Raw genomic sequence first — 26,282 nt, 5'->3', positions numbered from 1 at the left:
TGTGTGCTGGCGACATCGTTCATCGCGCTAGCAATTCGGAGAATTCGTTTGAATCTCGTTTTAAGGCGCCCGTCCGCCCAAGCGCCAGTTCACGGCCATAGATCAGGTGGACTCACGTATCGTGCGGATATTGACGGGCTGCGTGCCTTGGCAATTATTCCGGTCGTCTTGTATCACGCCGGCATTCCGGGTTTTGGCGGTGGCTTTGTCGGTGTCGACGTGTTCTTCGTCATCTCCGGTTTCCTCATGGCATCGCTGATCTCTGCTGAGATCGCCTGCGGCGATTTCAGCTTGGTTCGCTTCTACGAGCGCCGCGTGCGGCGGATATTTCCGGCTCTTTCTGCGATACTTGCGGCTTCTTCCGTGGCCGCATGGTTCTTACTGATGCCGGCCGAACTGGAATTTTTCGCGCGCAGCCTGAAGGCCACAGCTTTGTTCACATCGAACATCAAGTTCGAGGAGGAGAGTGGCTACTTCGACATCGGGGCGCAGATGAAGCCCCTGGTGCATACTTGGTCGCTGGCGGTCGAGGAACAATTCTACATTCTGTTTCCATTGCTGCTGGCGACGATCAGCCGGTTTGCGCAGCGATTGACGGTGCCCATCTTGATCGGCCTGCTGACCGCCTCGTTCGCGGCGAGCGCATGGGTCGTCTTCCATTCCCCGGTTGAGGCATTCTATCTGCTGCAGTTCCGCGCCTGGGAATTGCTCTTTGGCGCGTTGCTGGCCTTCAATGCGATTCCTGTGCCGCAACGGCCGATCATACGGGCAAGTCTTGCAGCGGGCGGCATTTTGCTGATTGCCGTCACCGTGTTCGGGTTTAGCGAACGCACTCTCTTTCCCGGCCCGGCTGCTTTACTCCCATGCCTCGGTGCTGCGCTTGTAATCTATGCGCACGATGAACAAGGGCCTGCCAGCCGCTGCCTCCGATCAAGACCAATGGTGTTTGTGGGCCTGATCTCCTATTCCCTCTATCTTTGGCATTGGCCCATCATCGTGTTCAGCCGGGTGATGGCCGGCCGCGAGTTATCCTTGTTTCACGGCGGCCTGATCGCCCTCGTTTCTCTCATCATCGCCGCTGTTTCGTGGCGGTTCGTCGAACAGCCCTTCCGTGGCAGTGGCAGCTTGGTGAGACGCAGGCCGCTATTTGCCGGGGCGGTGGTGATGATGATCGCGGTGGTTGGGTTGGGCAACTACGTTGCGCATCACGGCGGCGTGCCGAGCCGGCTGCCTGCCGATGTGCAGAAGGTCTACGCTGCGACCTATGACGAAAGCCGCTTCAGCGTGCCACCATGCTTCGCCGATTCCGACACGACGGGGCCGACGCGGGCAGACATACATGCAGGCAAGCTCTGCCCGCTCGGCGTCGAAGGATCAAACAATCCTGCTTTCCTTGTATGGGGAGACTCTCACTCTGGGGCGATGGCTCCCGCTATCGATGCCGCAGCCATGCAAACCGGTATTGCTGGCCTCTTTGCCGGACATTCTTCTTGCCCGCCTCTGCCGGACGTTCAGCTCACACCTCGCGGTGACACCAAGCGTTGTGGCGACTTCAATCGCGCAGTGCGGGACCTGATCACATCCCGGCACATTCCGCTCGTCTTCCTGGTCGCCTACTGGCCCAAATACGTCCACGATGCCGAACTGCCTAACGAAGGCGTTTATTTCGACCCAGCTGTGCCGGCAGCGCTGGAAGACAGGTCCGCTTCGGTCGCCGAAACGCTCGATGATCTGATGGCGGACCTGACGCGACAGGGTACCAAGGTCGTCCTGGTCATGGATGTCCCGGAGATGGGTCACTATATGCCGGAAGCTATTTCCAAAGCGATGATGGCGGGAGCTTCGACCGATGTGGCCCCGCCATGGGACTATGTAGAGAAACGGCAGGCACTCTCGCGTGCGATCCTGACGAGTCTTGCTGCCAAATATCACGCCGCGATCGTCGACCCGCTTCCAACGATCTGCAGTAATGGCCATTGTAACGCCGTTCGAGACGGTCTGCCGATTTACAAGGATGCCGACCATATCACCGCAGCCACGGCCAGGGGCCTGAGTTATTTGTACAGCCCATTTCTGACCCGGGATCGCTCATCGCTTGCGACGGCCAGGCCTTGAACGCCCTTCTGCCTTTGCTACTAGGCAGTGCGAAAGGGCCAGCCCGACCGAAGCAATCCAGTGCCCAGTGAAGAAGCAGATTTGGCTTGGCTATGATATTTCTCAGGCTGATTAGGGTCGCGTCCGTGAGCGTCCGGCTCGCGCTCCGAATGCTCCTTCGAGCTGCATCCATCAAAGAATTTTGGTCACCAGATTGTCCAGCCGGGAGTTCTCGCGGTAAGCCAATCGCACCACAACGGCCCCCCTGAAGATTAGCCTTAATGGCTCCCTTCGCCGCCATCACCGCATCCGGACTCCTAAGGAAGCCCGTCACCCTTGACCCTGGTGGCGGGTTTTTCTCATGTGAGCCGAACTGCCTCAGTCGACGCCCGAAGTATAGGCAGTTACTAATCTTTTCATCGCCGGAACAAAGCGGGGATTCGAACGCTGATAACACCATAAACTGACCCACTACCCGGCACGGCGTGCCTGGCGTTCGGGTTCGAGAGGGAGTTTCAATTTCGTGGTCAGCATAAGTCAAGGCGATAGCGGCGATCTGATCCGCCGCGCTGTGGCCGCTTTCAATTCTGGCGATCACGGCCAAGCAGCGGATCTGTGCGAGTTGGGCCTTCGGCAGCACCCGGGCGATCCGGCGCTTTGCCATCTTCTGGCGGCTGTATTGTTCGCCAAGAACGACTTGCCGGGGGCTCGAGCGCGCATCGAGGCGAGCCTTGCCGCTCGGCCGGACAATGTGCCGGCCTTGATTATGGCATGCAGGATTGCCCGGGCTGAGCGCCGGTTCGACGCGGCATTGCAACAACTCGATCGCGCAGCAAAGCTGTCATCCCAGGCGGAAATCCTCATAGAGCGTGCACGCACCCTGGACCAGGCAGGCGATGCCTCGGCGGCCGGCGCGTCTTGGACACTCGTATTGCAGCGGGATCCGAAATTCGAGGAGGCAATGGCGCGCCTCGGGCGCCTTGCGTGGCAACGCCGCGCGCCCGTTGAGGCGGAAGGCTTCCTCGAACGTGCTGTCGCTGGCGGCGGGCATGCGACTGCGTGGTTCGATCTCGGGCTGTTGCGTCAGGACACGCGCAAATTCGGCAGCGCTGCCGAAGCCTATCGACGCGTGCTGGAGATGAGGCCGGATGCCCCGGAGGCTGCCGTCAATCTGGGCGTCGTGCTGCAGGAAACCGGCGACATCCACGGAGCCATGGCAGCCTATTCATTGGCCTATGGTCTGAGCCCATCCACCTTCGGCGTCATCGCGATGGCGCTTGCGTCGGCGCCAAGCGGCCGGCTATGGCTTGATGAGGAAGCGCTGCGTCGTTTACTCGCCGGTGGAGCGCCCGCGTCTGGCGCGAAACCGCTTGCGGTAGACACCGGGCGTTGACAGGACATCCGCGACCGTCTGCGTATAGGAGGCCTTCCGTTTCTCGTCGAACACCGCGTATTCCAGTTGCGGCGCGACCCGCGGAACCGCGAAGCATTGGGCGACCGGAGTTCCTTTCTGGAGCACGCCGGAAAAATCGGGCTCCGTCCAGACCGCCGGGAAATTGATACCGCCATCGCTGAACCGGTCGGAATCCACCAGACCCGTCACCAGCCTGAAGGGAAGATCCTCGCGGTTGACCGGATGCGTCGCAAACAGCGACCAGCCATCCTCGACCTCGATGGTCCAGAAGCTGTTGAATTTGAGGGCGGCCCGGCCTGAGTTGGCAAACGGGCTGCCGGCAAGCTGCGCCGGCGTGTGGAAGCTCAGTGGTGCCCGAGGGTGGTTCTCGGTGACCGGGTCCGGGATCTTCCAGTCCCAGGAAAAGGTGCCTTTGTCGACTACGACGTCGCACGGCAGCAGGACCATGAAGCCGTAGGTCATCGCGTCGACCACCGGAGGGCACTGCTTGAGCGTGCGAATGTCGCGGCCGTGGATCGCCGAATAGGCGGTGGCGGGCATTGCACGCAGCCAATCCGGTAGAGTGCCGCGCGCCGGGATCGGGCGTGGCAAATGCTCGACTAGCATCGGATCACATCGGAAAATCACACGCATCCCCGGCCTCCTGACATTGCAATACCATGCTCGCCGGCCACGCTCCAAGCAGCGGCCATCTTCTCATCGCCGGAGCACTGGCTCGGACAACGTTCGGATACCTTCAACATCGTTATCCCGGCTGGTGCGATTTTGGCCGTCACGGTCATCTACTGGGCCAGGTGCGCGTCGAAGAGATCACGTTGAAGCTCAAGAATGTGCGGATCATCCAAGGCCGTCGCGTAGGAACAACCTTGCACTGCCGCCGTTGAGCCCGGCCGAATAATCAATCCCGCCCACCGTTCGGCCATTTCTGCGACTTGGCGCTCGCCGGCGTTGCCGACATTGGCCGCTATCTCGATGGCGAGCAGGTCAGAGGCGACGCGCCAGAGCCGGAGTTCGGCGCAACCGGGATTGCCGTTCGCGACCGGCTGGCTCTAATACAGCCCACCTGCTGAATGGCCGAAAACTTCTCCCGCTGCACAAGCCCGCTACCTTTATGGTGGCGTGGCGACATTTCGTCGAATGACTTCCGACGATTCAGCGTGTGACAGGCGATAATTCAAAAGCCAAACACACGCTTCGCTCGTACGCGAATAGCAACACGGCGACAGCCACGATCAGCGAACCGAGAGCGCGATCGGCTCAAGGGCCGGATTGCCTTGCAGCATCAGATACTGCGCATGATCTGAAGACGCCGTTGAACCGCCTGCAGATCAGCCTGGAGGCTGCATCGGAGTTGGATCTTCCCGCCTATAAAAACGGATCAGACCCTCAAACTGGGTTCGTGGATCGCGCCAGCAGGTTGCGCACGTTCGACACCTGCCATTGCCCATTGCGAGCAGTGCGGACACCTCGGTTGTTCAAGGCGATTGCCAGGCCACGCCAGCTGGCAATGCCGGCCTTCTGCAGCGCGGTAATTGTCGGCAAGACCGCTTCGGCAAAATCGATCGGCTGCCTTCGTCTGAACATCACGCCCCGCGGCTGCCGCATGGTCCGCATTCGTCGGACTGCCGAGCCTGGCGCTTTGTAGCTTGCGAGACGCGAGGGCCCGGAATCTCCTGCAGTGGCCTCAACCCACGCAAACTCATGACTTCTTCAGCAACCTGCTGACCGGGCCCAATCGCGTTCAAAACTGAGGTGATGGCTTCGGTTGCTCAGTGAGGCCCACCGACGATGGCGCTGGCTGTCAAGACCAACTAAAATGGGCTAGTTTTCTTTGGAGTTCGGCCTTGGCCCAAAAAAAGCATCTGGAACGACGGCTCATGGCGATCCTCTCTGCCGATGTCTGGCTGCCGCATGGCCCGCATTCGTCGGACTGCCGAGCCTGGCGCTTTGTAGCTTGCGAGACGCGAGGGCCCGGAATCTCCTGCAGTGGCCTCAACCCACGCAAACTCATGACTTCTTCAGCAACCTGCTGACCGGGCCCAATCGCGTTCAAAACTGAGGTGATGGCTTCGGTTGCTCAGTGAGGCCCACCGACGATGGCGCTGGCTGTCAAGACCAACTAAAATGGGCTAGTTTTCTTTGGAGTTCGGCCTTGGCCCAAAAAAAGCATCTGGAACGACGGCTCATGGCGATCCTCTCTGCCGATGTCGCTGGATACAGCCGACTGATGGGCGCCGACGAGGAGGGTACTCTAGCTCGACTGAAGGCGCACCGGCGTGGCCTTGTCGATCCCAAGATCAAGCAGCATCGCGGACGCATCGTAAAAACTACCGGCGACGGCATTCTGGTGGAGTTCGCGAGTGTCGTGGAGGCGGTGTGTTGTGCTGTTGAGGTTCAGCGCGAGACGGTCAAGTGCAATGCTCACGTGCCGCAAGAGAAGCGGATCGAATTTCGCATTGGAATAAATCTAGGCGACATCATCATCGATGAAAATGACATCTTTGGCGATGGCGTGAACGTGGCGGCCCGCCTCGAAGCAATTGCGGAGCCAAACGGAATCTACATTTCCCGTCAGGTGTACGAGCAGATCGAAGGTAAGCTCGCCCTGCGATTCCGACAACTGGGTCCTCGCGATTTGAAAAACATTGCCAAACCAGTAGAGGTGTTTGCGGTCGATAGGATCGGTAGCCTGCACGAGATGTCGGTCCTCGACGGTCCCGAGCCGATGCAGGAGATCAAATATTGCCGAGCATTTGACGGGGTGCGCCTCGCTTACGCGATCTCAGTGTCTGCTCCAAAAAGAAGTGAGTGATTTCAGCGGGTTGTGATTCTGTCGGATTGCTGAGATTCGACGGAGATCATGATGCCCTGGACCGAAACCACTCGCCCTCACTATGAACGGCGCTGCCCGCGCTACGCAAGCGACCTGACGGACGCGGAGTGGGCGCTGATCGAGCCGCTGATGCCGGCGCCGAACCGGATCGGCCGGCCGCGGAAGACGGACCTGCGCGAGGTCGTGAACGCGCTGCTTTACATGGCTTCGTCGGGCGGAGCATGGCGGCTTCTGCCGAAGGACTTCCCACCGTTCTCGACGGTGCAGAAGTACTTCTGGCGCTGGCGGGACGAAGGATTGCTGCGCGCCATCAACAATGAACTCGTCATGGCGGCGCGCGAACGGGAAGGCCGGGAGGCAAGCCCGTCCGCCGGCGTCATCGACAGCCAGAGCGTGAAAACCACCGAAAGCGGCGGCGTTCGTGGTTTCGACGCCGGCAAGAAGGTCAAGGGCCGCAAGCGGCACATCGTCGTCGACACGCTGGGCTTGCTGGTCGGCGTCGTCGTTCACGCCGCCGACATTCAAGACCGCGACGGCGCGCCGGCCGTCCTGAAATCCATACTCGAGCGCTGGCCGTGGCTGCGCCATGTCTTCGCCGATGGTGGCTATGCAGGGCCGAAACTGCGGGGCGCCCTGCAAAAGATCGGCAAGTTCACGATGGAGATCATCAAGCGATCGGACAGCGCCAAGGGCTTCGAGATTCTGCCACGCCGATGGGTCGTTGAGCGGACCTTCGCATGGCTGGGTAGGTGCCGTAGGCTGGCCAAGGACTTCGAGCGATCCATCGAATCCGCTCAGGCCTGGGTCCTCATCGCAAACATTCGCATGCTTACCCGACGGCTCGCAAGGGCCTGAAAACACGGCGGTCATTCCGATTCAGACACTCAGGCAGCGGGCCAATTCTGGTGAAGTCGGCGAACTGGATGAACCACCTTGAATACGATTGGGAAAGCCCGATCTGGCGGCATGTTTTTCGAGGACTCTCGCGTGAACACACGCTGATCCGCTATGACGCGAGAGGCAACGGTATGTCTGACTGGGACGTCGACGAACTCTCGCTTGAGGCTTGGGTGAGCGACCTAGAAACCGTTGTCGATGCGGCCGGCCTCGAACGCTTCCCGCTTCTTGGAATCTCCCAAGGTGCCGCCGTCTCGGTCGCCTATGCCGCGCGACATCCGGAACGTGTGTCGCACCTTGTTCTCTATGGCGGCTTCGGGCTCGGCGGCAAGAAGCGCGCGCCGGCCGAAAAAGAAAGGCGCATTGCGATGGCCACATTAATGCGCCAGGGATGGGGTGCAGATAACCCGAGCTTCCGGCAATTGTTCACCGCGCTATTCATTCCAGGAGCGACGCACGACCAAGCAGATATCTTCAACGAACTGCAGCGCAGGACTACCTCTCCCGAGTGCGCTGCCCGGTATTTCGATGTCGCGGGCGATTTGGATATCACTGATCTTCTTGTCGCAGTAAAGGCGCCGACGCTCGTCATGCATGTGCGGGGCGATCTCATTGTTCCAATCGAGGCGGGTCGACAGCTGGCCGCTGGCATTCCCCGCGCCCGCTTCATCGCCTTCGAGGGCAAGAACCATCTGTTCCTGCAGCATGAGCCGGCTTCCGATCGATTCTTCGAAGAGATCAGGCTTTTCCTGGGCGGCTGACACGGCCGTACACGATGATGTCAGATTCAGGCCTTGGTTTGGCGATTGGTTTGATTTGGCAGCTTGCTACCCCAGCCTGATGCGCACAGCGGCGTCCAAGGCCGCGAGACGAAAGTATTCCCACCAGATCGACTTTTCCTCGCGGCGATGCCAGTCGAGCACATGGGCAAGGATCCATCGGGCCTGCTGATCCGCATCGCGGTCTGCGGGATCGTCAGGACAATCCGCGGTGAGACGCTGCACGAGGGCATTGATCTTCGCCTGCCGTTCGCTGACGTTTTCACTGGGGATGTGGTCCTGCGCGGCCGCAACAAGGTCGGAATAGAGGCAAAGCTGGAGGACCGTGCCTCCCTTGGTCTCGCTTGCGAGCTTGGTGTCGATAACCTCATAGGACCAGGCGCCAAGATTACTCGGCACCGCGACCCGTCGGAGGATGTCGGTCCGTCCGTTCCATCCGTCCTTGCGAAAGGCACCCTGGACAATGACCTCGGTGCCAGCCTGCATAGCTTGCAAGGTTTCCGCCACGGCGGTGTCGTTGACACCGACGCTTTCGATAACCGTTACCGCCAAGCCAGATGCTGCCAAGTGCTTCACATAGTCGGCTTCATGGCGGTAGATGGGATCACCGAGATACTGGACGATGACGGTGCGTTGCTGTATCGTTGGTTGAAACTCGGTCTCTTTCGACTTTGCATCGCCAGACGAAATCCGCCGGCTCGACCGGCGCATTTGTACGTCTTCACGACAGTCGCCTCCGACTAGGCACCGACAGCACCGCCCGCAGCAATCAGAGGAGATCAAGCCTCGCAGAACGAGAACGATCGATCAGATCCTTCGAAAGCGGGCGACATTTCGGTCAGCCGGCGCAGCCTACTGCTCGGGGGTACCGCATTTGCAAACCGCAGCCGCGGTCCTGGCATCGAAGGTGGTCTACGACGGCACCCCCTTCAGCGTGCTCGGCAAGAACCTCAACGCCTATGCCCGGATCGAGGCGAAAGGCACGATCGACGAACTCACGTATCGGCTCGCCGACGCAGGCGTCGAAGCGCCGGGCGGAGAGATCTCCTGTCTGCCAACGTCTTCGAGGGGCTGGTGGATGGCGTCACCGACGCCAAGTATATCGCGGGCGCAGTGGTGAACGGCGTCGTCGCTGCGGCGGCCTCTCAATACGCCAGGAGTGGCGACGTCTACGTGCAGGTGATCGTTCAGTAGAGCGCGGCGAGCCGTCACATCCGGTCTTCATCGAAACCGGCGAGCCTGGCTCAATCCCGGTCTCGCTTTTTGCAAAGGGAGAAAGTAATGACTGGCAAAACTCAGCCGACCACCAATCATCCGAGCACAGGCATCAGCCGCCGGGACGTGCTTCTGGGCAGCACTGCCCTGGCGGCGGCAACCGCTGCCCTGGCGACCGCGCCTGTCGTTTCTACGGCTCAGGCCCAGCCGGCCAGCAAGCCGAACGTTCTGTTCATTATGGGCGACGACATCGGTTGGTTCAACGTCAGCGCCTACAACATGGGTATCATGGGCTACCGCACGCCCAACATCGATCGGATCGGCAAGGAAGGCGCGGTCTTCACCGACTGGTACGGCCAGCAGAGCTGCACGGCGGGCCGCGCAGCCTTCATCACCGGCCAATCGCCGATCCGCACCGGCCTTACCAAGGTCGGGCTGCCCGGCGCTACGCTTGGGCTCGGCCCCGACGATCCATCCATCGGCGACGTCATGAAGTCGCTTGGCTATGCTACCGGCCAGTTCGGCAAGAACCACCTCGGCGATCGCAACGAGCATCTGCCAACTGTCCACGGCTTCGACGAGTTCTTCGGCAATCTGTACCACCTCAACGCCGAGGAGGAGCCGGAAAACCCCGACTACCCCAAGGACCCGAGCTTCCGTACCCGGTTTGGCCCGCGTGGCGTGCTCAAATGCAAGGCGAGTGATACCGACGACCCGACCGTTGATCGGGCATTCGGCAAGGTCGGCAAGCAGGTCATCGAGAACACCGGACCGCTCGACGTCAAGCGCATGGAGACGGTCGACGAGGAGTTCCTCGCTGGGGCCAAGGACTTCATTAACCGCCAGCACACTGCCGGAAAGCCCTGGTTTTGCTACTTCAACTCCACGCGCATGCACATCTTCACGCATCTGAAGAAGGAATCGGAGGGCAAGACGGGCCTTGGCATATACCCCGACGGCATGGTGGAGACGGACGGGCATGTCGGCGAACTTTTGCAGTTGGTGGACGATCTCGGTGTCGCCAATGATACGATCGTGGTCTACACGACCGACAATGGCGCCGAAGTCTTCACCTGGCCCGATGGCGGCACAACGCCGTTCAAGGGCGAGAAGGCGACCAATTGGGAAGGCGCGTTCCGCGTTCCCTGCCTGATCCGCTGGCCGGGCGTGATCAAGCCCGCCACAATCGTCAACGACATCTGCGCGCACATGGACTTCATCCCGACCTTCGCCGCGGCGGCGGGTGAACCCGACCTGGTCGCCAAGGTGATGAAGGGGCACGAACTCAACGGAAAGACCTTCAAGGTCCATCTCGATGGAGAAAATCTCTTACCCTTCTTCAGGGGCGAAGTGGAAAAGTCTCCGCGCGAAGGCTTCCTGTACTGGAGCGATGATGGGGATGTAATGGCGCTCCGTGCTCACGATTGGAAGATAGCATTTATCGAGCAGCACGCGGAGACCAACCCTGAAACTCCATTGGGAGTCTGGCAGGGCGATTTCACCAAGTTGCGCGCGCCGATGGTGTACAATTTGCGATCCGATCCGTTCGAGAGGGGACCAACCAGTATTTACTACGCCGACTGGGTGGTGCACCGGGTATTCCTCACGGTGCCGGCGCAGGTCATCGTCGGAAAGTTCCTTGAGAGCTTCAAGGAGTTTCCACCGCGTGCCAAGGCGGCGAGCTTCTCCCTCAGCGACGTGATGGACAAGATCACAACGGCGGACCCGGGCCAGAATTGACACGAAGGCACGCGGGTGGAAACGCGACGACGAGGAGTTGGGCCATGAGAGTTGGGGCTTTCGCTGCGTTGGGTGTGGTCCTCTGGGCCACACTCTCCCCCCGCCCTGTGCCGCAGCTGAGATCACGCCCGACGAAGCCCGCGCGATCGCCAGGGAAGCCACGGTCTACGGCTTCCCGCCCGTCGACAGCTACCGCATCCAGTACTCCTACTTCGTCGACAGCAGCGGGCCCGAATACAAGGCGCCCCGGAACACCATCTTCAACAATGCCCGCGTCTACACGCCGGACGACAAGGCGATCCAGACGCCCAACTCTGACACGCCGTATTCGTATGTGGGAGCTGACCTGCGCGCCCAGCCGATAGTGTTCACCGTGCCGGCCATCGAGAAAGACCGCTGAAGTAGGGACGAGGATCCTGCGCTCGCACGCCTCCGCGCGCTGCGAAGCGACCTCATCGATCGACCATTGCAGTTCATCGGGGCCGGGTCGTGAAGAGCACCGGCGATGGCGTGCTGTCCGAGTTTCTTGGGGCTTTCGCTGCGTTGGGTGTGGTCCTCTGGGCCACACTCTCCCCCCGTGCGCACGTTCGAAACCTGCCATCGCCCATTGCGAGCTATCCGGACGCCGCGGTTATTCAACGCAATTGCCAGGCCACGCAACCTGGTGATGCCAGAGCGTCGGATGGACACGGCGAACCGTGGACGGGTGGTCCTTGGAGATCCGCTTCGGTCTCGGAATCACGCCGTGTCTCTGGTATAAAGACGGCTTGGGCCAGGTCGTGTAGCAAAGCCTTTTCCGGTCTCAAGCTGGAGCGCAACCCGTGCTGGCCAAGTGTATTCCAGCTTCGGCTTATCCGGCGAGAAGAGTAACCTAAATGAAGGCGACCTTGTTGACTGCAGCCATCGCGCTCACCATCACCGAAGCGCAGGCCGAGGACATCCTGACCAGGGACGAGATCGCCAAGCTACCGTTCATGACGGCCTTGGCCTATGCCGAAGCTATCGACGCCTACTGCCTTCGGGATTGGCACTATGCCAGCACCGATCTCGCGGCTGCGGCAATCACGCAAGCGGATCTCCAGGACAAATCACGTTCCGGCGTCGAGCAGACGCGTGAAGCCAGCCGTCTGAAAGCCGACAAGTCGGCCTGCGAGCCCGCCAAAGCGTTCGTCGACAGGGTCACCGCCACCATCCTTGAAATGCAACCGAAGATGGACGCAACGCTCATAGCGCTCAAAAAAGAGAGGGCCCAGCGCGACGCAGCCCAAGCGAGGGTGGCGCGTGTCGCACAATGCGGCCATGTCGTTGCCGTGGTGAAGATATTCCTGGCGGCGCGCTGGTCGCTGGCGAATGGCGGCTACGAGGAGGAATTGCCCCGCTGCATCGCTGATCTCGCCGCGATGCCCGAGGCGGGGGCGCTGCTGGCCGAAGCGAAGACGCTGCTGCCGCAGATGACCGAGCGCAATAGGGTGCAGCTTGGGAAGGATCGTGCCGTGCCGGAACAGAGTGAAGCCGATCCGAAGGCGATCATCGCTGACTGGTGCGCCAAGCAGACCGAAAAGACTGCCTTGTGCGGCGAGGGGGCGAAATGATCGACTGGCGCGGATCGTGTCTCTCGATGCTGCGTCTCTTGCTGCCGGGTGCGTCGGCCATTCAAGCGAGAAGTCCCGAATTGCCGCGACTGCTCTGCAAGCCGCGCTGATCGTGACCGCGATTGAGGAAAGGTCGCGCCGCTGCGATCATACGCATTTACATTGCGTCTCATACGGTTGCGCAGCAAATAACCCGGCGCAGTGTGTTTATCTCACGCCCCGCTGCGTATCTCCCTCGTAACCGGTGGTCATTGCATTTGGGATGAGTCGCGAATTCGCGACTCATGGTCTGGAAGCCCAAGTCGCGCTAGCACGACTTGGGAGGCGATCCGGCGCAGAAGAACCAGAAACCTTGAAACACCCGGGCCGCCGCTTAGAGCGCAGTCTGTTCGCCAGCAAGCTCAAACTTGAGTGAGGACAAGGCGCATGGCGCAACGTCTGCTTGCCGGCATTCCGTGCTCGACCTCTCGGCGCAGCACCTGGCGAAGCCGCTCTCCGGCCTGCGCATCATCCAGCACCTGAAAGTCCAGCTTCTGATAAAATGGCGCGTTCCAGATCACGTCCCGGAACGTCGTCAGGGTAAGAGCGACAAGGCGGCGACGCCTCGCAGCCGCAATTGCCTTTTCCAGCAAGGCGCGTCCGATACCCGAGCGTTGTCGATCAAGGCGGACGGCAAGTTCCCAGATGTGCAATGTGTCATTCTGGATCTCCGCGCTCAGGAATGCGGCCGGCCGATCGTAGGGGTCCGCCGCGACCCAGGACGTGCCCTTGGCGATGAGTTCACGGTGGCGCTCGACGGTCTGGTTGTCGTCGTCGGCAATCCAGGCCAACTCCTCGATCTCGCGGTAGGCCTCACCCGCCTACTGTTCGATATAGGGCAGGGCTTCCGCGTCAGCGTCTCGCGCAATTCGGATGGGGGTCATTGGGTTGCAGTCGGCTCTTCAAGTATTTTGCAGAGAATGACGTTGGAGTGTCCCTCGGGCCAATCCGCAAACTCAGCTACGCGCACGAAGCCGGATTTTTCATACATTCCTGGCGCTTGGAAATCATGGCTCTGCACCCAAATCCGCCGAACGCCTCGAGCTTTGGCCTCGGCCGCGAAGGCGTTCAACAACGCTCGCGCATAGCCACGTCCCCTATGTCCCTCATCGATCCACATCTGTTTGAGTTCGGAAGTGCCTGCCCAGGAAAATCCTGCTGCAGCACCGATGATGCGTCCAACTGGGTCGCGGATCACAAAGCCAAGGCCCTGAGCGTCATCGCGCCCTACCGCCTCCCGATTGTAGGCATAGATCCTGTCTTCGAAGGCGTCGATCTCAATTGCAGAAAGATGGTGCTGGGGTTGGGCAAGGGTAGTCATCTCGAGCGCTCGATTCCCCGAGACAAGACCGTCCCAACCGACAAACGGCAGGGGCCGCCTACTGCAAGCGTTACAAGGCCAGCCAGATAAAGCAGGATGATTTCGTAGCCGACGGGCCCGAACCGGATTCCTGTGGCTGTCACTTCGGCAAACTTCACTGAGAAAAATCCGTATTGGGAATGGACGGTAACCAGTGCAGTCAAAAGCACCATCGCCATCGGCACACTGACGATCGGAATGAAAGCGCCCGCCAGCACAGCACTGCCGCCGACAAGTTCAACCAGCGTTGTCAACCATGCCAGCGCTTGAGGCTCTGGGACTCCCAGTGTCTGAAGCACGACGCCAAAACTTCCCGGCCCTCTGCTGAGTTTGGCATAGCCATGGGCAAGGAAGCCAAAGCCCACGATCAACCTTATCGGCAACGGCGCCCGCCCAGCTGCTGCAGCGGACGAGGAGAGTGTAGTTCTCGTGATGAGTCCACGGAGATTCATTACCGGTATACCTTTCTGGGGCGGCGTGCCTGGATTCGGCACTATCCGAAAAAAAGCCTGCCATGGGGGCTTGGGAGACAGTTTCTTATTCGCCCCACGGGAACCGACCGTTACAGTCTCACGGCATCGTTACCGCCGCTGCGGGAGCCTCGACGAGAGCAGAACCGAAATCGCCCGGTCCACCGTAGGCGGCGGGGCGGGCGTCGGTCAGGCGGCTTCGGCGGCGAGAACGACGGGAAAGTCGATATCGGTCTCGGCAACATTGTTGATGAGATTGGTCAGGAAATTCTCGGCTACGATGGCGACAATCTCGATGACTTGAGCCTCGGTAAAACCCGCCGATTTCACCGCCGCTATGTCGGTGTCGACGTGCCCTTGCGGTTGAAGCGATCATCCTGACACGTTCGCGCGAGGACTATCAGCGGCACGCCAGCATTGAGGCGTTGGTTGAGATCGCGGCACAGCAGAAAGTCGAAATCCTAAGGCTCCCGAACCTGCTCGAGATGCAAAGCATCGATCCTGAAATCGAACTGCGTCCGATCGAGCTGGAAGATCTCTTGCAACGGCCGGCCGTGAGACTACACACGCCCAAGATCGCCTCGATGATCGAGAGCAGGATCGTAATGCAACGGCGATAGGGTGGCCCACGGGGACCAATTTTTCGGTACTTGCGTAGTCTGTAGGCGACCAGGAAGACACCCCCATATCGCAATAGGGTTCCGGCGCGGAAGCCATCGGCTCGTGTGAAGGTCCATTGGCGGTTGAGGAAAAAGCCGAGGACAAGACCGACGGCATAGCCCGTGGCGTTGGCGACGATGTCGGCGCTGGTATACGCCCGCCGTCCCGCAGACGCTGCATGAGTGGGTGAAGAGGGCCGAGCGCGACAGTGGCGTCTGCGGACCGACCGACTCAGTCCGAACGCCGAGACCTCGGATCTTCCCGCCTATAAAAACTGATCAGGCCCTCAAACTGGGTTCGTGGATCGCGCCAGCAGGTTGCGCACGTTCGACACCTGCCATTGCCCATTGCGAGCAGTGTGGACACCTCGGTTGTTCAAGGCGATTGCCAAGCCACGCAAGCTGGTGATGCCAGAGCGTCGGATGGACGCGATGATCGGGAGCACTGTCTGGGGTGAGTTCAACTGGTCATCGCAACACCTTCTGTAGCCTATCGGCCGGCGTTTCGAAGTCCAGGATTTTTCGGGGGCGCTGATTGAGCCGCAGAGCGACGGCGTTGAGTTGGGCCTGGGAGACACGGGAGAGGTTGGTTGCTCTCGGGAAGTACTGCCTGAGCAGACCGTTGGTATTTTCGTTGGTGCCGCGCTGCCAGGGACTGCGCGGATCGCAGAAGTAGACCTGTAGATCGGTTGCAACGGTGAAGCTCCTGTGACGAGCCATCTCCTTGCCCTGGTCCCATGTCAACGAGCGCCGCAGCTCTTCGGGCAATGTGCCGATCTGCTTGGCGAGGGCCGCCACGACGGTGGCCGAGTCCCTTCTCGTCAACTTCACAAGCATCGTGAACCGGCTGTGTCGTTCGACGAGGGTGGCGATGTTCGTGTCGTTCGCACCGGTGAGCAGATCACCCTCCCAATGGCCTGGGATAGCTCGATCCTCAGCCTCAGCGGGACGCTCGCGGATGGAGACCATATCGAGTATCTGCCCTTGCCCCGTCCGGCGCTGTGCACCTTTGGCGAGGCGCATCTGCCGTTTGGTGCGCAGATGTGCCGTCAGTTCCTTCTTGAGTACCCCTCGCGACTGGATGAATAGACTGCGATAGATTGCTTCATGAGATATCCGCATGCTTGGATCGCCCGGGTACTCTCGCCTCAACCAGCCCGCTATTTGCTCCGGCGACCACTGTAGCGCCAGCTTTTGCGCGACCCGCCATCGTAGCCGTCCAGAGCATGCAAGGCGACACTGCTTCGGGCGTAGCGCGCGCTCCCAAGCCTGCTTGTCAGCCCGAGTTGCACGGTAAGTTCGCGTACCTCCATTGCGCGTGATCTCCCGACATATTGTCGATGGCGCGCGCCCAAGACTTCTGGCAATGGCGCGTATCGCAAGACCCGCCGCGATCCCCCGAGAGATCTCTTCTCGCTCCGCCAGTCCAAGCGCCCAAGCCGCTCTACGCCTTGCTGACGGAGCAATGCCGCCATGTAGGGATACGATCCGCTGCACGCCGGTTTTGTTCCTGCGGTCCAATGCCCGCGAGATCGACGAAATGCTTTGGCCTTGCTTCCATCGCTCCCAAAGCTCGACCTTCTGCGCTGATGTAAACCAGACCCGTGACGTCACCATGCGACACCTCCTCATCCTCTCAGACTAAAGGTGTTGCCACGATCGGTTGAACCCACCGCCTGTTTCCGGACATCCGCAGCCAACTTCGCGAGTGTCTCAATCCAGACCCAGTTGCCGACTCTCCGGTCGCGCGCCCGGGCGCCGCTCAGGCTGGCGGCAGCCATCGGGCGGCAGCATCGGCGCTGTCATCGGGCCGAGTGTTGAATGCGATGGTCGCGGCTGGCGCCGCACGATGTACCGCATTGACGACCGCCTCGAACAGCGAAAGGCCTTTAGGAGGCAGACGGACACCGGCGCCGATGACGACGCATGCATAGTCTGCGGAAGCCAGGTGACGCTCCACGGTCTGCCCAGCCGTTTCATCGGGACTGATGGGGCAGAAATCGCCTTCCCATCCCCGGTCCTTCATCTGCTTCAGCGCCAGCATGATGCCGGCACTTATCTTCTCAGCGTTCATTCCCGGCGGCAAAGCGGGATCTGAAAAATCGACTTTCTCCGGGTCAAACCCGACCAGTGTTACGCGCGGCATCTCTCTCTCTTTCTCTCCCGATGTTTCTGAAACTTACGCAACGCCTCGTCTCACCAACGGGCCGATCACGGCGGGTGTGACTATGCAGAAGTGCCTTGCTTACCTCGGTTCAATTTCGACGGAACTCTGCGCCGGCACCTTCTTTCATCAGACCCAAGATCACATCGAGGGTCACCGACCAGGACTCTTCGATCTCGCGCGTCAGGCCCGCCCCCATGACGTCGCTGATCGTCTTTAGCATCGCGGCCCTGAATGTGCGGTAGTAATCCAGCTCGACACCGTATCCGACGTGCTTCCGACCCATTGTCTGCAGACCGATGGTCACATGCTTGCGCGTCTCAAGGCCCGACACCACGCTACGCAACATGTGGGAAAGCATCGCTCCCTGAGCACCCGTGCCATTGACGAAGAGCCCCTCCAGCTCGGGTCGCATGGCGAACATGTTCGCGTAGAATTGCGCGGCAAACGTCGAAGGGTGATCGAGGAGCCGGCCGACCGAGCGTTGCGCCAGTGTGAACGGGCTGGGGTCGGCGAAGCCGTCGACGGCAAGAAGCTCGATGTCGTTCCGCTTTCCGCGCAGCCGGGTCATCTTGGTCGCGGTGACCGAGAGCGACCCTTCGGCGAGCCTTTCAGCGACGGCGCGCGAGACGAGGATCGTGGCCCCCAGCTCCTTCGTCATCGACTCGATCCGGCTCGCAGTGTTCACGTCGTCGCCGATGACCGTGAACCTGCGGAGCGTTGGATGGCCGACATCGCCGACGATGGCGTTGCCGAAGTGCACCCCGATCCCGATCCTGATCCGGATGCCGAAGGAGCGCGCGAGATCCTCGTTCAGCCTGTCAATTGCCTCCACCATCCCGAACGCAGCCCGTATCGCTCCACTGCAGATCCTGGCGGGATCTGCGTCGTCAAGTCCGAAAAGCCCGCAGATTTGGTCTCCAACGTAGTGGCTGATGATGCCGCCATTGAGCAGGATCGGATCCCCGAGGGCATCGAAGAAGCGGTTGAGAATATGGACGACGTCGAATGCGCTGTTCGAATCCGCGAGAGCGGTGAAATCGCGCATGTCGCAGAACAGGATTGCCAACCGACGTTCCGCACCGGCCTCTCGACCGACCGTTTCGGTCCGAAGCTGGCTCGCTGTCGCCTCGCTCAGCACAATCCGTTCCAGCGTGACGTCCCCGCTCGCGGATGTCTGACACGCCAGCCGGATCGTCGGGTCCCAGCCGCGGGCCTGCGCGAGCTCCGCCTCACGCCTTGTTGGTGGCGACAGGTGCGAAGCGCCGTCCAGAACGCGGACCCGGCAAGTCGTGCAGCGACCATTGCCGCCGCATTCATGCCAGTGGGTGATCTTGTGGGCGATCGATACGTCAAGCAGAGTTGCGTCCAAGCGGCCGGTCTCGACCGTCATGCCGGCGCATCTGTACCTCACTTTCGGCATTCGACCTCCTCCTGATGAGATCCATCTTACTCGGCTGTAAGGGCAGGAGAAGGGTGTAGCGCCGCAATCAGGATGACGCCACCCAGGTGGGGTGGTCCCGTCATGTCGCCTCTGATGGGGACGATTCTCGCGCCGAACTGAAAGTCAGCTTATGCAAACTTCAAGCTGGAAGCTGCCAGTCCGCTTTTGATGCGGTGAACGGCTCTCCTCGCCCCTGCGGTTATAATCGTGGGGCCAGAGCTGGAGGAGAGCTACGATGGATAACGTCACGACGATTGGTCTGGATATCGCGCCCTCTCGTCCCTCGAACGGAATGCCGAGATCGGGGCCCGCGCCGGTTCGACCACAAGCCCGTTCTCGGTGAAGAGCAGGCTGCCCACGTTTTAACTACCAACTCGTGATTGATGCGCCAGCCTGGCAGCGCTATTCGGGCAGCCCCGCCTTTCGCAAACCTTCTGCAAGCAGAGCCATATCGGCCGGACGGCTAGTTGGCATGACATCGGCGAGATTGGAAATTCGTTGGCCGGGATCGAGGGCGAGCATTCGGCTCACCACCTTTTGCGCATCCTCGGTTCGGCCAACGTGAGCATAGCTTGCAGCCGCATAGCGCAACGACCCCAAATAGTCCGGCTTTTCCCGCAACGACCTTTCAGCCCAAGATGATGCCTCCTCAAATCGACCAGCGAAGAGATGGGCCACTGCAACCGCATTCTGCATATCGAACATGAGCGGGTCGACTGGGCTCATGCGTATCGCAGTCGCCAGGTGCCGGAGTGAGGTTTCCGTCTCGCCGAGGTCGGCTCTGACCCAGCCGCTGAATAGCCACGCGGTAGCCAGGTTCGGATTGAGCGCAAGCGCGCGATCAATGAACGCTGCCCCGCTATTGTTATCGCCCACGACGAAGGCGAGCGCGTTCCCGCCGCGAGAAAGCGCGATCGCGTCGTCCCTGCCCAAATCCACTGCCTTCAGAGCCAGGCGTTCCGTCTCGGCGGTTTCCTGCTTGCGATCCGTCATCCAACCGTTCGCCTTGCGCATGACGGCACACCAGGCGGCCATGCCGTATGCCGAGGCAAATTCAGGGTCGAGTTCGATGGCTTTGTAAAAAAACTGGAGGGCGTTTGCGTTGGATTCCCTGGTCAACCGGTGGAGGCTTGCTACCCCGCGCAGATAGTAGTCGTAAGCGTCAAGGTGCTCGGTCGGCTTGCGCTTAGCCCGCTCGATCTCTGCCTGTTCCAGCTTTGGAGCGATCGCTCCGACGACGCTCCGGGTCACCTCCTCCTGCAGCTCAAAAACGTCCTCCAGCCCGCCGTCGAAACGGTCGGCCCATAGATGTGCACCCGTTGCCGCATCGATGAGCTGCCCGGTGATGCGCACCCTGCTCGCCGCCTTGCGCACACTCCCTTTAAGCACGTAGCGCACACCAAGCTCGCGTCCGACCTGCTTAATGTCCACCGCCCGGCCCTTGTAGGTAAAGCTCGAGTTGCGCGCGATGACGAACAGCCAGCGCGTCCGGGACAGCGCGGTGATGATCTCCTCCACCATGCCATCAGCGAAGTAGCCCTGCTCGGGATCGCCACTTAAGTTGTCGAATGGCAAGACCGCGATGGACGGTTTTTCGGGAAGCGTCAGCGTATCCCTTGTCGAGAATGCCGAAGTGGGTTTTGCTCGAGTGACCCGATAGGCGCGCACCGCCTCCACCATGTTGTGGACCTGATGGCTACCGAGGTCGGTGTAGGCATAGTCTAGTTTGCCTTTGACCTGCTCGTACACGTTGCTCGCGACGCAGACGCCGCCAGGTTCTGCAAGCTTCTCCAGCCGCGCGGCGATATTCACGCCATCACCGTAGATCGTATCGTCCTCTGCAATCACGTCGCCCAAATTCACGCCTATGCGGAAAGTCATGCGCTTGTCTTCGGGCAAACTTGCATTGTGAGCGGCCAATCCCTCCTGGGCTTCGACCGCACACTGCACCGCGAGGACTGCGCTGGCGAATTCGACAAGAAGGCTGTCGCCAGCGGAACCGACGATGCGTCCGTGCGACTCTGTGATCTTGGGCTCGATCACTTCGGCGCGAAGCCTCTTCAGATGCGCAAGCGTGCCAACCTCGTCGGCTCCCATGAGGCGGCTGTAGCCGACGACGTCGGCAGCAAGAATTGCGGTGAGGCGTCGCTCCATGCTTGTGTCCTGCCTCTTCCGTAGGTCGAAGCTCCGGGCGGTGAGCGTATTCTAGTCCTATCTCGAATGCGAGCGTGCAGTGCCGGCGTCGACAGCCATCAACTCACCACGTCCCTTGGTCCTTCCTCACACGGCGTCGTTTATGGTCCGATCGCGGCTGGTGCCGAACGGGCTACTTTGGGTCAGGTCACGACTATGTTCCCGTTCAACCGAACGTCCGCTTTTGAACAACCGCAGCCTGAACCTGCCAGTCCGCTGTCGGCCCCTAAACTGCCTGTCAGCAATACGCCTCCAAGCGGCCGGCGAGACCCATTTCGGCGTTCACCAAAAGCGTACGATTGCCGCACCCTCAAGTACTCCGGGCCGGTATCGGTGGCGGGTCCGGATTTGCGGCGCGGTGGAAACGTCGAACTAACTGACCCGAAACCACGTATCCATCCCAGCAACCGAATGCTCCAGCACGTGACAATGGATCATCCATTTACCCGGCTTGCCGGCAACGAAGGCAATTCGCATGACTTCAGCTGGTGCAATCACAACCGTGTCGAACCAGGTCGTATTTGCGGGACCAGTCTGGCGAATTATCCGGAAATCGTGCCCATGAATGTGAATGGCATGATATTGCTCCGTTTTGTTCGTCATCTCGATTCCGATAGACTCGCCACCAGCCGCCTCAAAGAGCGGCTTGTCCCCCATGCCCACCACATTGTTGAAGGCCCACAGCGGCGGCGCGGTGGCTTTCATTGCCATGCCGCCGTGCAATTGAGCAATTTCTGGATCCTTCAGCCTTCCCGAGACACCACCTTCCATCAGCAAAGGAATCCAGCGGATTGTTGCCAAGTCCGGGACCGGCAAGTCGGCGGGAACGAGTACGGGACTTGCTTGCGCCGTTGCGGGCCCTGACGGGATGAAACGCGCCATCACAATGCCGCCAAACTCATTCAATTCCGCCGGAACATCCGGCGCAAATTCAGCCGTCAAGTCGACACGCTGGGCAGGCCCCAACAAAATATCGCCACTGACCTCCTTGGGTGACGCCAGGGGCTGGCCATCACGAGCGATAATCGCGACCTTGGCATCGGTCAACTCCAGTTTCAGGATGCGCGCAGTGCTGGTGTTGATCAGACGCAAGCGTTGCGCAGAGCTGGAAGACACGGGAATTTCCGGCTTCTCGACGCCATTGACGGTCAGCAAATTGCCGATGCGCCCTCCGCCCTCAAATTCGTGCATGCCGCCCATGCTTGCCACGTCAAAGGCACCGGCGTCGTCCACCCGCCAGTCGGTCAAGACCAGAACATGATCGTTTTCGGGCGCAAAGGCCGGTGTCACCTCGTCGATGATCAGCGCCCCGAACAGGCCGCGCGCCACCTGACTCCAACTGTCGACATGGGCGTGATACCAGAACGTGCCGGCATCCGGGGGTGTGAATTCATAGTCAAAGCTGCCCCCAGGCGGAATCGCGTCCTGCGTCAGCCCCGGTACGCCGTCCATGGCGTTATCCAACCTGATGCCGTGCCAGTGCACTGTCGTCGGCACGTCAAGTTCGTTGCGAAATCTGATGCGCACCATCTGACCTCGGGTAAAGCGCAATGTCGGACCGGGAACCAGCCCGTCATAGCCCATCAGTTCGCTGTCTGGCCCCGCAAGTCCCTTTAGTTTGATTTTGGTCTCGCGCGCCGTCAGTTCAATGTACCCGTCGTCAGCAAAGGCAGGGTGAAAACCTGCCATGCTGAAGATCGAAGTGCCTGCGAAACCGGCCAAGACCTCTCGGCGATTGAGCAATTTCATTGCGTACCTCCCACCAACTTTGTGTCGGCTGCCTGAAGCTACAGGCATATTAGAAATCGCTCAATGACGACTCCGTGGGGCTAGGTCGCTTAAGCCGGCATATCTTCCTCCCTATTGTGTAGTGGGCATTGTACGGCTACGAGCGACCCTCCACGCGCGAGCCTGCAACCTCAGTATGATGTTCAAGAAAGCGGGACGATTCCCTCGAAGGCGGCGACGACGTCCACTACGTCTTTGTGCGTGTGGGTGAAGGCGAAACGGTGGTCAATGTCGACGCGCCTGGAACATTTGCACCTGAGGCTGGTTGAGGTTGATGGTTGCCTGTCAGCGACTTTCGACCGGAGCCACAGATGGCGCCTCTTGATCTTACCAATCGCTGCGTATGTGACTGAAACGGCAACTGTCGGCAGGTTGGTGGAGAGGCGGCAATCTAGCCGCCACGACACCTGGAATAACAGTGATCCGCGTCGCCGGTCACCCCGCATTGCTCAATTGGGATTCGTCGGTAAGCACGCGTTCGTTGGGATTGATCGGACCTAGGTTCTTCACGACCCGGAAGCGACCGCCATGCGCCTGCGCGATGTACATGTTCATGCGAACATGGTGCTGGCCAGGAACCATTTCCGCCGAGCCGCCCGGGCCCTCGCTGATGCGGGCATGATCGAGCGCCCGGATGACCGCGTCGCGCTCAACCGTGCCGGCTTCCCGCACCGCCGCTTCCCACATCCTGATCGCCCGGTAGTGGCCGGTGCAGCCGCTGCCGGCGGTCAACATCGCGCTGCCTGGGAACCGCTCGCTATAGCGACGCAGAACCGCGCGGCCAAACGGATCGTCGAGTTCCTGGTAGTAGTCGAGGCAGCTGTAGAGGCCCTCGATCTGTTCGGACGGCACGAGATTGAAGAAGTTCTCGTCGAAGTAGGTGCACACGATCCTGCCGCCCCGCTTGCCAAAACCGGCCTTGTGCAGTTCGTCGAAGAATGGCGTCAGGCCCGGCGGAACGATGGTGTTGAACACCACTTCGGCACCGCTCGCCATGATCTGCTGTACGGTCCGCCGGAAATCGATGGTATCGAGGGGGAAGTACTCCTCGCCGACGATCTCGCCGCCGTTGGCGCGCACCACCCGGCTCGCGGCTTTGTTCAACAAATGCGGCCAGATATAGTCTGAGGATGGCAGGTAGAATTTCTTCGCCCCGGTGCTGTTCATCAGCCATGGGATCAATGGCTCGACCTGCTGTGCCGGGACGGGGCCGGTGCAGAACATCAGGGGATCGTTTTCCTGCCCCTCATATTGCTCGGTGTAGATATAGAGTGTCCTGCCGCGCGAGACCGCTTCGCTCTTGATGGCCAGGCGGGTCGAGCTGTAGATGCCGCCGACGACCAAATCGACCCTGTCGACGTCTATCAGTTTCGCGGTCCTTGCCTTGGCGACACTTTCGGTGGTCTCGCCGTCCTCGATGACGAGCTTCACCGGCCGACCGAGGAGGCCGCCCCTGGCGTTGATGTCGTCGACGAGCATGGTGGTGAGGTTGGCGTTGGCGATGCCCATGAAGGACAACGGGCCGGTAAGTTCGGCGATGAGGCCGATCTTGATAGGTTTCGGATCCACTTTGACGCGGTCGGGCTCGCTGGGGTCGCGGAATACTGTCGCACCGTTCGAGCCGTGCAGCCGGCGCTTGTCGGCGCCCTTGGTCGAAAAGATACGGATGAAGTGGTCGACGTCCGCCACCTTTGTCGTTGCGAGAAGCATCTGATTCCTCCTGTCGGTCGCGGCCACCATCGGTCCGTCGACAGGATCAGGATGCGCGCCTCGGGGCAGGCGCACATGGGGTGGATTCCCTATGCTTGCGTTTCGCCAGGTCGGATAAGGCCGTGCTCGACCGCGTAGAGCGCTGCGGCGGCGCGGGTGGTCACGCCGATCTTGGAATAGACGCTCTGGATATGATGATCCGCAGTCTTGGGTGAGATATCCAGCTTCCGCGCTGTCTCCTTCCCGGTGAGGCCGCCGGCGATCAGGCGCAACACCTCGATCTCGCGCGGCGTCATGCCGGCCAGCGCCCGCGGCAGCGCCCGGCGCGAGGCCTGCCCGGCGAAGGACAACACCGCCTCGGCGGCATCGGCGCAGATACAGCCCTCGCGGACGGCGGTGCGGAGTTGCGTCGCCGCCGCCTCGCTGGACAGCGCCTTGCGGTGCGGACGTTCCTCCCGCGACGTCTGGAAGGCTTCGGCTGCGGCCAGGATTCGCGACGCCGGAGACAGGTCGGAGCCGCCGACCTTGCGATGGTAGCCCGAGCCGTCCAGGCGCTCGTGATGGCGCAGCACGAGAGCGCCCATCGCATCGCCGTCACGGCCGAAGGAGGCCAGCGCCCGCTCGCCATAATAGGCGTGCAGCTGTGCCGCGTCGCGCTCTCGCACGGACAGCGGACCGTTGCGCATCCAGGTCGCCACCGGCACTACGAGTTCGCCGATATCATGGATGCAGCCCGACCAGCGCAGCGCGCGGATGTCGGCGTCGGGCAGCCCGCTCCGTCTCCCCGCGCCCGTGGCCAGTTCTGACACCATCCGCGAATGGCCCTGGGTAAACGGCATGCGCATGTCGATCATGTCGGCGATGGCGAGGAACGCCGCATCGCAAGCCGCCTCGTCCAGCGTCACCGGCGGATCGGGCTCCAGCGCCAAAATCGTGTCGCGGTCGACCGTCGCGCCGATGCCTTCCATCAGCGCCGCTGCGTTGGCGGCAACGAGCCGGGCCAGATCCGCTTCGTATGGCCCATCGCCGCGGCTGGCGATGGTTTCGGCCATCCCGTCGATACCGACGGCTTCGCCGAGCGCGATGACATCCTGCGCCAGTGTGATCAGCCGTACGGCCGGCAGGACATCTTCGCCACTCGACCCACGCGGCAGGCCCTTGCCGTCCCAGCGTTCGTAGATCTGCCCGAGATTGCGCCGGATCTCGTCTGACAAGCCGAGACGCTCGCCGATCCGCTGCGCGACCTCGCAATGCGCGGTCAGCACCGGTCGGGCCACCGCGACCGCCTGCGACATCGCCGTCTCGATCGCCTTGGCCTGCGCGTCAGGCGCAAGATCGTAATAGAACCGCTTGAAGGCCTGCACGAACACCCTGCCAAGTTCCGCACGGTTGCCCATGTCAAGACCGACAAGATCCTGGCGAAGCGCGATTTCGTCACCGAAGGTGGCCGCCAGAAGGTCTGTGTCGGCGTTGCAGCCGACATAGCGCAGCATCGACTGATGATACGCATTGCGCCGAACCTGTTCAGAAAGGCCTGCAAGCTGGGCGATCCGCATTGCAAGCACACATGATTTCAGCGCGAAGTCGCGAGAATGGCCTGTCGCAAGGTCCGACGCATAGGCGAGGACCATCATGAAATCCGCCCGGCGGATCGAGACATTGATCATCGCCCACCTCCCGAGCGCATGCTATTCCCGCGCTACGAAAATACCTAGGGAGGATTTCGAGTCCGAAGCTCTATGCCGCGAAGCGCTAGGGCCTTTCTCCACCGCGCGGTGATGGCGATATTTGCCCACAATAAGTAGCGGCACGCGGGCAATGGCTCGGGGGAGGTGTGCGTCGTCGGGACGATGTTCGCCGGCTTTTCACTCTTGGTGAACTCTTGCCTGCG

General features: G+C 60.9%; 23 protein-coding genes and 3 pseudogenes. 12 read left to right on the top strand and 14 right to left on the bottom strand.

The window, feature by feature from the left end:
* The first annotated feature begins 3 nt into the window (after positions 1-3).
* Together CGZ66_RS04150 and CGZ66_RS04145 are read left to right on the top strand one after the other, a co-directional pair.
* The gene (locus CGZ66_RS04150) at positions 4-2,115 is read left to right on the top strand and encodes an acyltransferase family protein (protein ID WP_425352261.1); all 2,112 of its coding nucleotides are present in this window, start codon (positions 4-6) and stop codon (positions 2,113-2,115) included.
* 502 nt (positions 2,116-2,617) lie between these two features.
* The gene (locus tag CGZ66_RS04145) at positions 2,618-3,487 is read left to right on the top strand and encodes a tetratricopeptide repeat protein (protein WP_095081888.1); all 870 of its coding nucleotides are present in this window, start codon (positions 2,618-2,620) and stop codon (positions 3,485-3,487) included.
* On the opposite strand, the gene CGZ66_RS04140 is transcribed toward CGZ66_RS04145, so the two are convergent.
* Complete coding sequence (locus CGZ66_RS04140) at positions 3,425-4,141, bottom strand: hypothetical protein (protein WP_095081886.1); 717 nt, start codon at positions 4,139-4,141, stop codon at positions 3,425-3,427. The two genes, CGZ66_RS04145 and CGZ66_RS04140, sit on opposite strands and share 63 nt — an antisense overlap.
* 47 nt (positions 4,142-4,188) lie before the next feature.
* Between CGZ66_RS04140 and CGZ66_RS04135 the strand changes: the two are divergent.
* From CGZ66_RS04135 to CGZ66_RS04115, 5 genes and pseudogenes are all read left to right on the top strand, one after another.
* Positions 4,189-4,303, top strand: a pseudogene (locus tag CGZ66_RS04135) (undecaprenyl-diphosphate phosphatase); the annotation flags it as partial.
* A gap of 517 nt (positions 4,304-4,820) precedes the next feature.
* Complete coding sequence (locus CGZ66_RS38970; RefSeq protein ID WP_143748665.1) at positions 4,821-5,153, top strand: hypothetical protein; 333 nt, start codon at positions 4,821-4,823, stop codon at positions 5,151-5,153.
* 507 nt (positions 5,154-5,660) lie between these two features.
* Entirely contained in the window at positions 5,661-6,320 is a 660-nt protein-coding gene (locus tag CGZ66_RS04125; RefSeq protein ID WP_425352260.1) for an adenylate/guanylate cyclase domain-containing protein, read from the top strand.
* 51 nt (positions 6,321-6,371) lie between these two features.
* Positions 6,372-7,196: an IS5 family transposase gene (locus tag CGZ66_RS04120; RefSeq protein WP_095082000.1), complete on the top strand. Its 825-nt coding sequence runs from the start codon at positions 6,372-6,374 to the stop codon at positions 7,194-7,196.
* A 68-nt stretch (positions 7,197-7,264) separates the two neighbouring features.
* Positions 7,265-7,999: an alpha/beta fold hydrolase gene (locus CGZ66_RS04115; RefSeq protein ID WP_095081883.1), complete on the top strand. Its 735-nt coding sequence runs from the start codon at positions 7,265-7,267 to the stop codon at positions 7,997-7,999.
* A gap of 66 nt (positions 8,000-8,065) precedes the next feature.
* Here CGZ66_RS04115 and CGZ66_RS40310 read toward each other — a convergent pair whose 3' ends face one another.
* The gene (locus CGZ66_RS40310) at positions 8,066-8,728 is read right to left on the bottom strand and encodes a hypothetical protein (RefSeq protein ID WP_206073669.1); all 663 of its coding nucleotides are present in this window, start codon (positions 8,726-8,728) and stop codon (positions 8,066-8,068) included.
* A gap of 163 nt (positions 8,729-8,891) precedes the next feature.
* On the opposite strand from CGZ66_RS40310, the gene CGZ66_RS40640 reads away from it, so the two are divergent.
* From CGZ66_RS40640 to CGZ66_RS04085, 4 genes and pseudogenes are all read left to right on the top strand, one after another.
* Complete coding sequence (locus CGZ66_RS40640; RefSeq protein ID WP_095081880.1) at positions 8,892-9,137, top strand: DUF2092 domain-containing protein; 246 nt, start codon at positions 8,892-8,894, stop codon at positions 9,135-9,137.
* A gap of 161 nt (positions 9,138-9,298) precedes the next feature.
* On the top strand, positions 9,299-10,972 hold the full coding sequence (locus CGZ66_RS04100; protein WP_095081877.1) for an arylsulfatase: 1,674 nt from the start codon (positions 9,299-9,301) through the stop codon (positions 10,970-10,972).
* An 82-nt stretch (positions 10,973-11,054) separates the two neighbouring features.
* Positions 11,055-11,369: pseudogene (locus CGZ66_RS04095) on the top strand (DUF1254 domain-containing protein); the annotation flags it as partial.
* A gap of 493 nt (positions 11,370-11,862) precedes the next feature.
* Positions 11,863-12,564: a hypothetical protein gene (locus CGZ66_RS04085; protein WP_143748664.1), complete on the top strand. Its 702-nt coding sequence runs from the start codon at positions 11,863-11,865 to the stop codon at positions 12,562-12,564.
* Between the two features lie 401 nt (positions 12,565-12,965).
* On the opposite strand, the gene CGZ66_RS04080 is transcribed toward CGZ66_RS04085, so the two are convergent.
* From CGZ66_RS04080 to CGZ66_RS04065, 4 genes are all read right to left on the bottom strand, one after another.
* Positions 12,966-13,394 carry a GNAT family N-acetyltransferase gene (locus tag CGZ66_RS04080; RefSeq protein ID WP_206073668.1) on the bottom strand — a complete coding sequence of 143 codons (429 nt, stop codon included), beginning with the start codon at positions 13,392-13,394 and terminating at the stop codon, positions 12,966-12,968.
* 89 nt (positions 13,395-13,483) lie between these two features.
* Positions 13,484-13,924 (bottom strand): GNAT family N-acetyltransferase, encoded by a 441-nt coding sequence (locus CGZ66_RS04075; protein ID WP_095081870.1) that lies wholly within the window; start codon positions 13,922-13,924, stop codon positions 13,484-13,486.
* A complete protein-coding gene (locus CGZ66_RS04070) occupies positions 13,921-14,415 on the bottom strand; it encodes a DoxX family protein (RefSeq protein WP_095081866.1) in 495 nt (164 codons plus the stop codon). Before CGZ66_RS04070 ends, CGZ66_RS04075 begins: the two co-directional genes overlap by 4 nt.
* Before the next feature lie 207 nt (positions 14,416-14,622).
* On the bottom strand, positions 14,623-14,763 hold the full coding sequence (locus tag CGZ66_RS04065) for a carboxymuconolactone decarboxylase family protein (RefSeq protein WP_206073667.1): 141 nt from the start codon (positions 14,761-14,763) through the stop codon (positions 14,623-14,625).
* A gap of 95 nt (positions 14,764-14,858) precedes the next feature.
* Here CGZ66_RS04065 and CGZ66_RS40635 point away from each other — a divergent pair, with 95 nt between their 5' ends.
* Entirely contained in the window at positions 14,859-15,053 is a 195-nt protein-coding gene (locus tag CGZ66_RS40635; RefSeq protein WP_245331008.1) for a hypothetical protein, read from the top strand.
* 53 nt (positions 15,054-15,106) lie between these two features.
* Here CGZ66_RS40635 and CGZ66_RS41305 read toward each other — a convergent pair.
* The 8 genes and pseudogenes from CGZ66_RS41305 to CGZ66_RS04020 all read right to left on the bottom strand — a co-directional run.
* Positions 15,107-15,232, bottom strand: a pseudogene (locus CGZ66_RS41305) (GtrA family protein); the annotation flags it as partial.
* A gap of 328 nt (positions 15,233-15,560) precedes the next feature.
* Entirely contained in the window at positions 15,561-16,709 is a 1,149-nt protein-coding gene (locus CGZ66_RS04050; RefSeq protein ID WP_095081857.1) for an IS30 family transposase, read from the bottom strand.
* Positions 16,710-16,854: 145 nt separating this feature from the next.
* Positions 16,855-17,238 carry a hypothetical protein gene (locus CGZ66_RS04045; RefSeq protein ID WP_095081853.1) on the bottom strand — a complete coding sequence of 128 codons (384 nt, stop codon included), beginning with the start codon at positions 17,236-17,238 and terminating at the stop codon, positions 16,855-16,857.
* Between the two features lie 109 nt (positions 17,239-17,347).
* Positions 17,348-18,649 carry an adenylate/guanylate cyclase domain-containing protein gene (locus tag CGZ66_RS04040; RefSeq protein WP_167391986.1) on the bottom strand — a complete coding sequence of 434 codons (1,302 nt, stop codon included), beginning with the start codon at positions 18,647-18,649 and terminating at the stop codon, positions 17,348-17,350.
* 453 nt (positions 18,650-19,102) lie between these two features.
* Positions 19,103-20,854, bottom strand: a complete 1,752-nt coding sequence (locus CGZ66_RS04035) for an adenylate/guanylate cyclase domain-containing protein (protein WP_095081848.1) — start codon at positions 20,852-20,854, stop codon at positions 19,103-19,105.
* Between the two features lie 411 nt (positions 20,855-21,265).
* Positions 21,266-22,642, bottom strand: a complete 1,377-nt coding sequence (locus tag CGZ66_RS04030) for a multicopper oxidase family protein (protein WP_167391985.1) — start codon at positions 22,640-22,642, stop codon at positions 21,266-21,268.
* Positions 22,643-23,116: 474 nt separating this feature from the next.
* On the bottom strand, positions 23,117-24,250 hold the full coding sequence (locus CGZ66_RS04025) for a substrate-binding protein (protein ID WP_095081998.1): 1,134 nt from the start codon (positions 24,248-24,250) through the stop codon (positions 23,117-23,119).
* Positions 24,251-24,480: 230 nt separating this feature from the next.
* Positions 24,481-26,058, bottom strand: coding sequence for an HD domain-containing phosphohydrolase (locus tag CGZ66_RS04020; protein ID WP_095081838.1), 1,578 nt, complete (start codon positions 26,056-26,058; stop codon positions 24,481-24,483).
* Between the last annotated feature and the right edge of the window lie 224 nt (positions 26,059-26,282).

This window comes from Mesorhizobium sophorae (assembly GCF_002270415.1).
GTDB lineage: Bacteria > Pseudomonadota > Alphaproteobacteria > Rhizobiales > Rhizobiaceae > Mesorhizobium > Mesorhizobium sophorae.
Note: the sequence above shows the minus strand (reverse complement) of the source record. Positions and strands in the feature narration are given on the sequence as shown.

What these genes read in the sequence shown, in the direction of transcription:
- CGZ66_RS04070 (WP_095081866.1), bottom strand. Translation starts at nt 14,415, where the DNA reads ATGAATCTCCGTGGACTCATCACGAGAACTACACTCTCCTCGTCCGCT.
- CGZ66_RS04035 (WP_095081848.1), bottom strand. Translation starts at nt 20,854, where the DNA reads ATGGAGCGACGCCTCACCGCAATTCTTGCTGCCGACGTCGTCGGCTAC.
- CGZ66_RS04115 (WP_095081883.1), top strand. Translation starts at nt 7,265, where the DNA reads ATGAACCACCTTGAATACGATTGGGAAAGCCCGATCTGGCGGCATGTT.
- CGZ66_RS04020 (WP_095081838.1), bottom strand. Translation starts at nt 26,058, where the DNA reads ATGATCAATGTCTCGATCCGCCGGGCGGATTTCATGATGGTCCTCGCC.
- CGZ66_RS04030 (WP_167391985.1), bottom strand. Translation starts at nt 22,642, where the DNA reads ATGAAATTGCTCAATCGCCGAGAGGTCTTGGCCGGTTTCGCAGGCACT.
- CGZ66_RS04100 (WP_095081877.1), top strand. Translation starts at nt 9,299, where the DNA reads ATGACTGGCAAAACTCAGCCGACCACCAATCATCCGAGCACAGGCATC.
- CGZ66_RS40310 (WP_206073669.1), bottom strand. Translation starts at nt 8,728, where the DNA reads ATGCGCCGGTCGAGCCGGCGGATTTCGTCTGGCGATGCAAAGTCGAAA.
- CGZ66_RS04140 (WP_095081886.1), bottom strand. Translation starts at nt 4,141, where the DNA reads ATGCGTGTGATTTTCCGATGTGATCCGATGCTAGTCGAGCATTTGCCA.
- CGZ66_RS04040 (WP_167391986.1), bottom strand. Translation starts at nt 18,649, where the DNA reads ATGACGGTCGAGACCGGCCGCTTGGACGCAACTCTGCTTGACGTATCG.
- CGZ66_RS04075 (WP_095081870.1), bottom strand. Translation starts at nt 13,924, where the DNA reads ATGACTACCCTTGCCCAACCCCAGCACCATCTTTCTGCAATTGAGATC.
- CGZ66_RS04045 (WP_095081853.1), bottom strand. Translation starts at nt 17,238, where the DNA reads ATGCCGCGCGTAACACTGGTCGGGTTTGACCCGGAGAAAGTCGATTTT.
- CGZ66_RS04120 (WP_095082000.1), top strand. Translation starts at nt 6,372, where the DNA reads ATGCCCTGGACCGAAACCACTCGCCCTCACTATGAACGGCGCTGCCCG.
- CGZ66_RS04050 (WP_095081857.1), bottom strand. Translation starts at nt 16,709, where the DNA reads ATGGTGACGTCACGGGTCTGGTTTACATCAGCGCAGAAGGTCGAGCTT.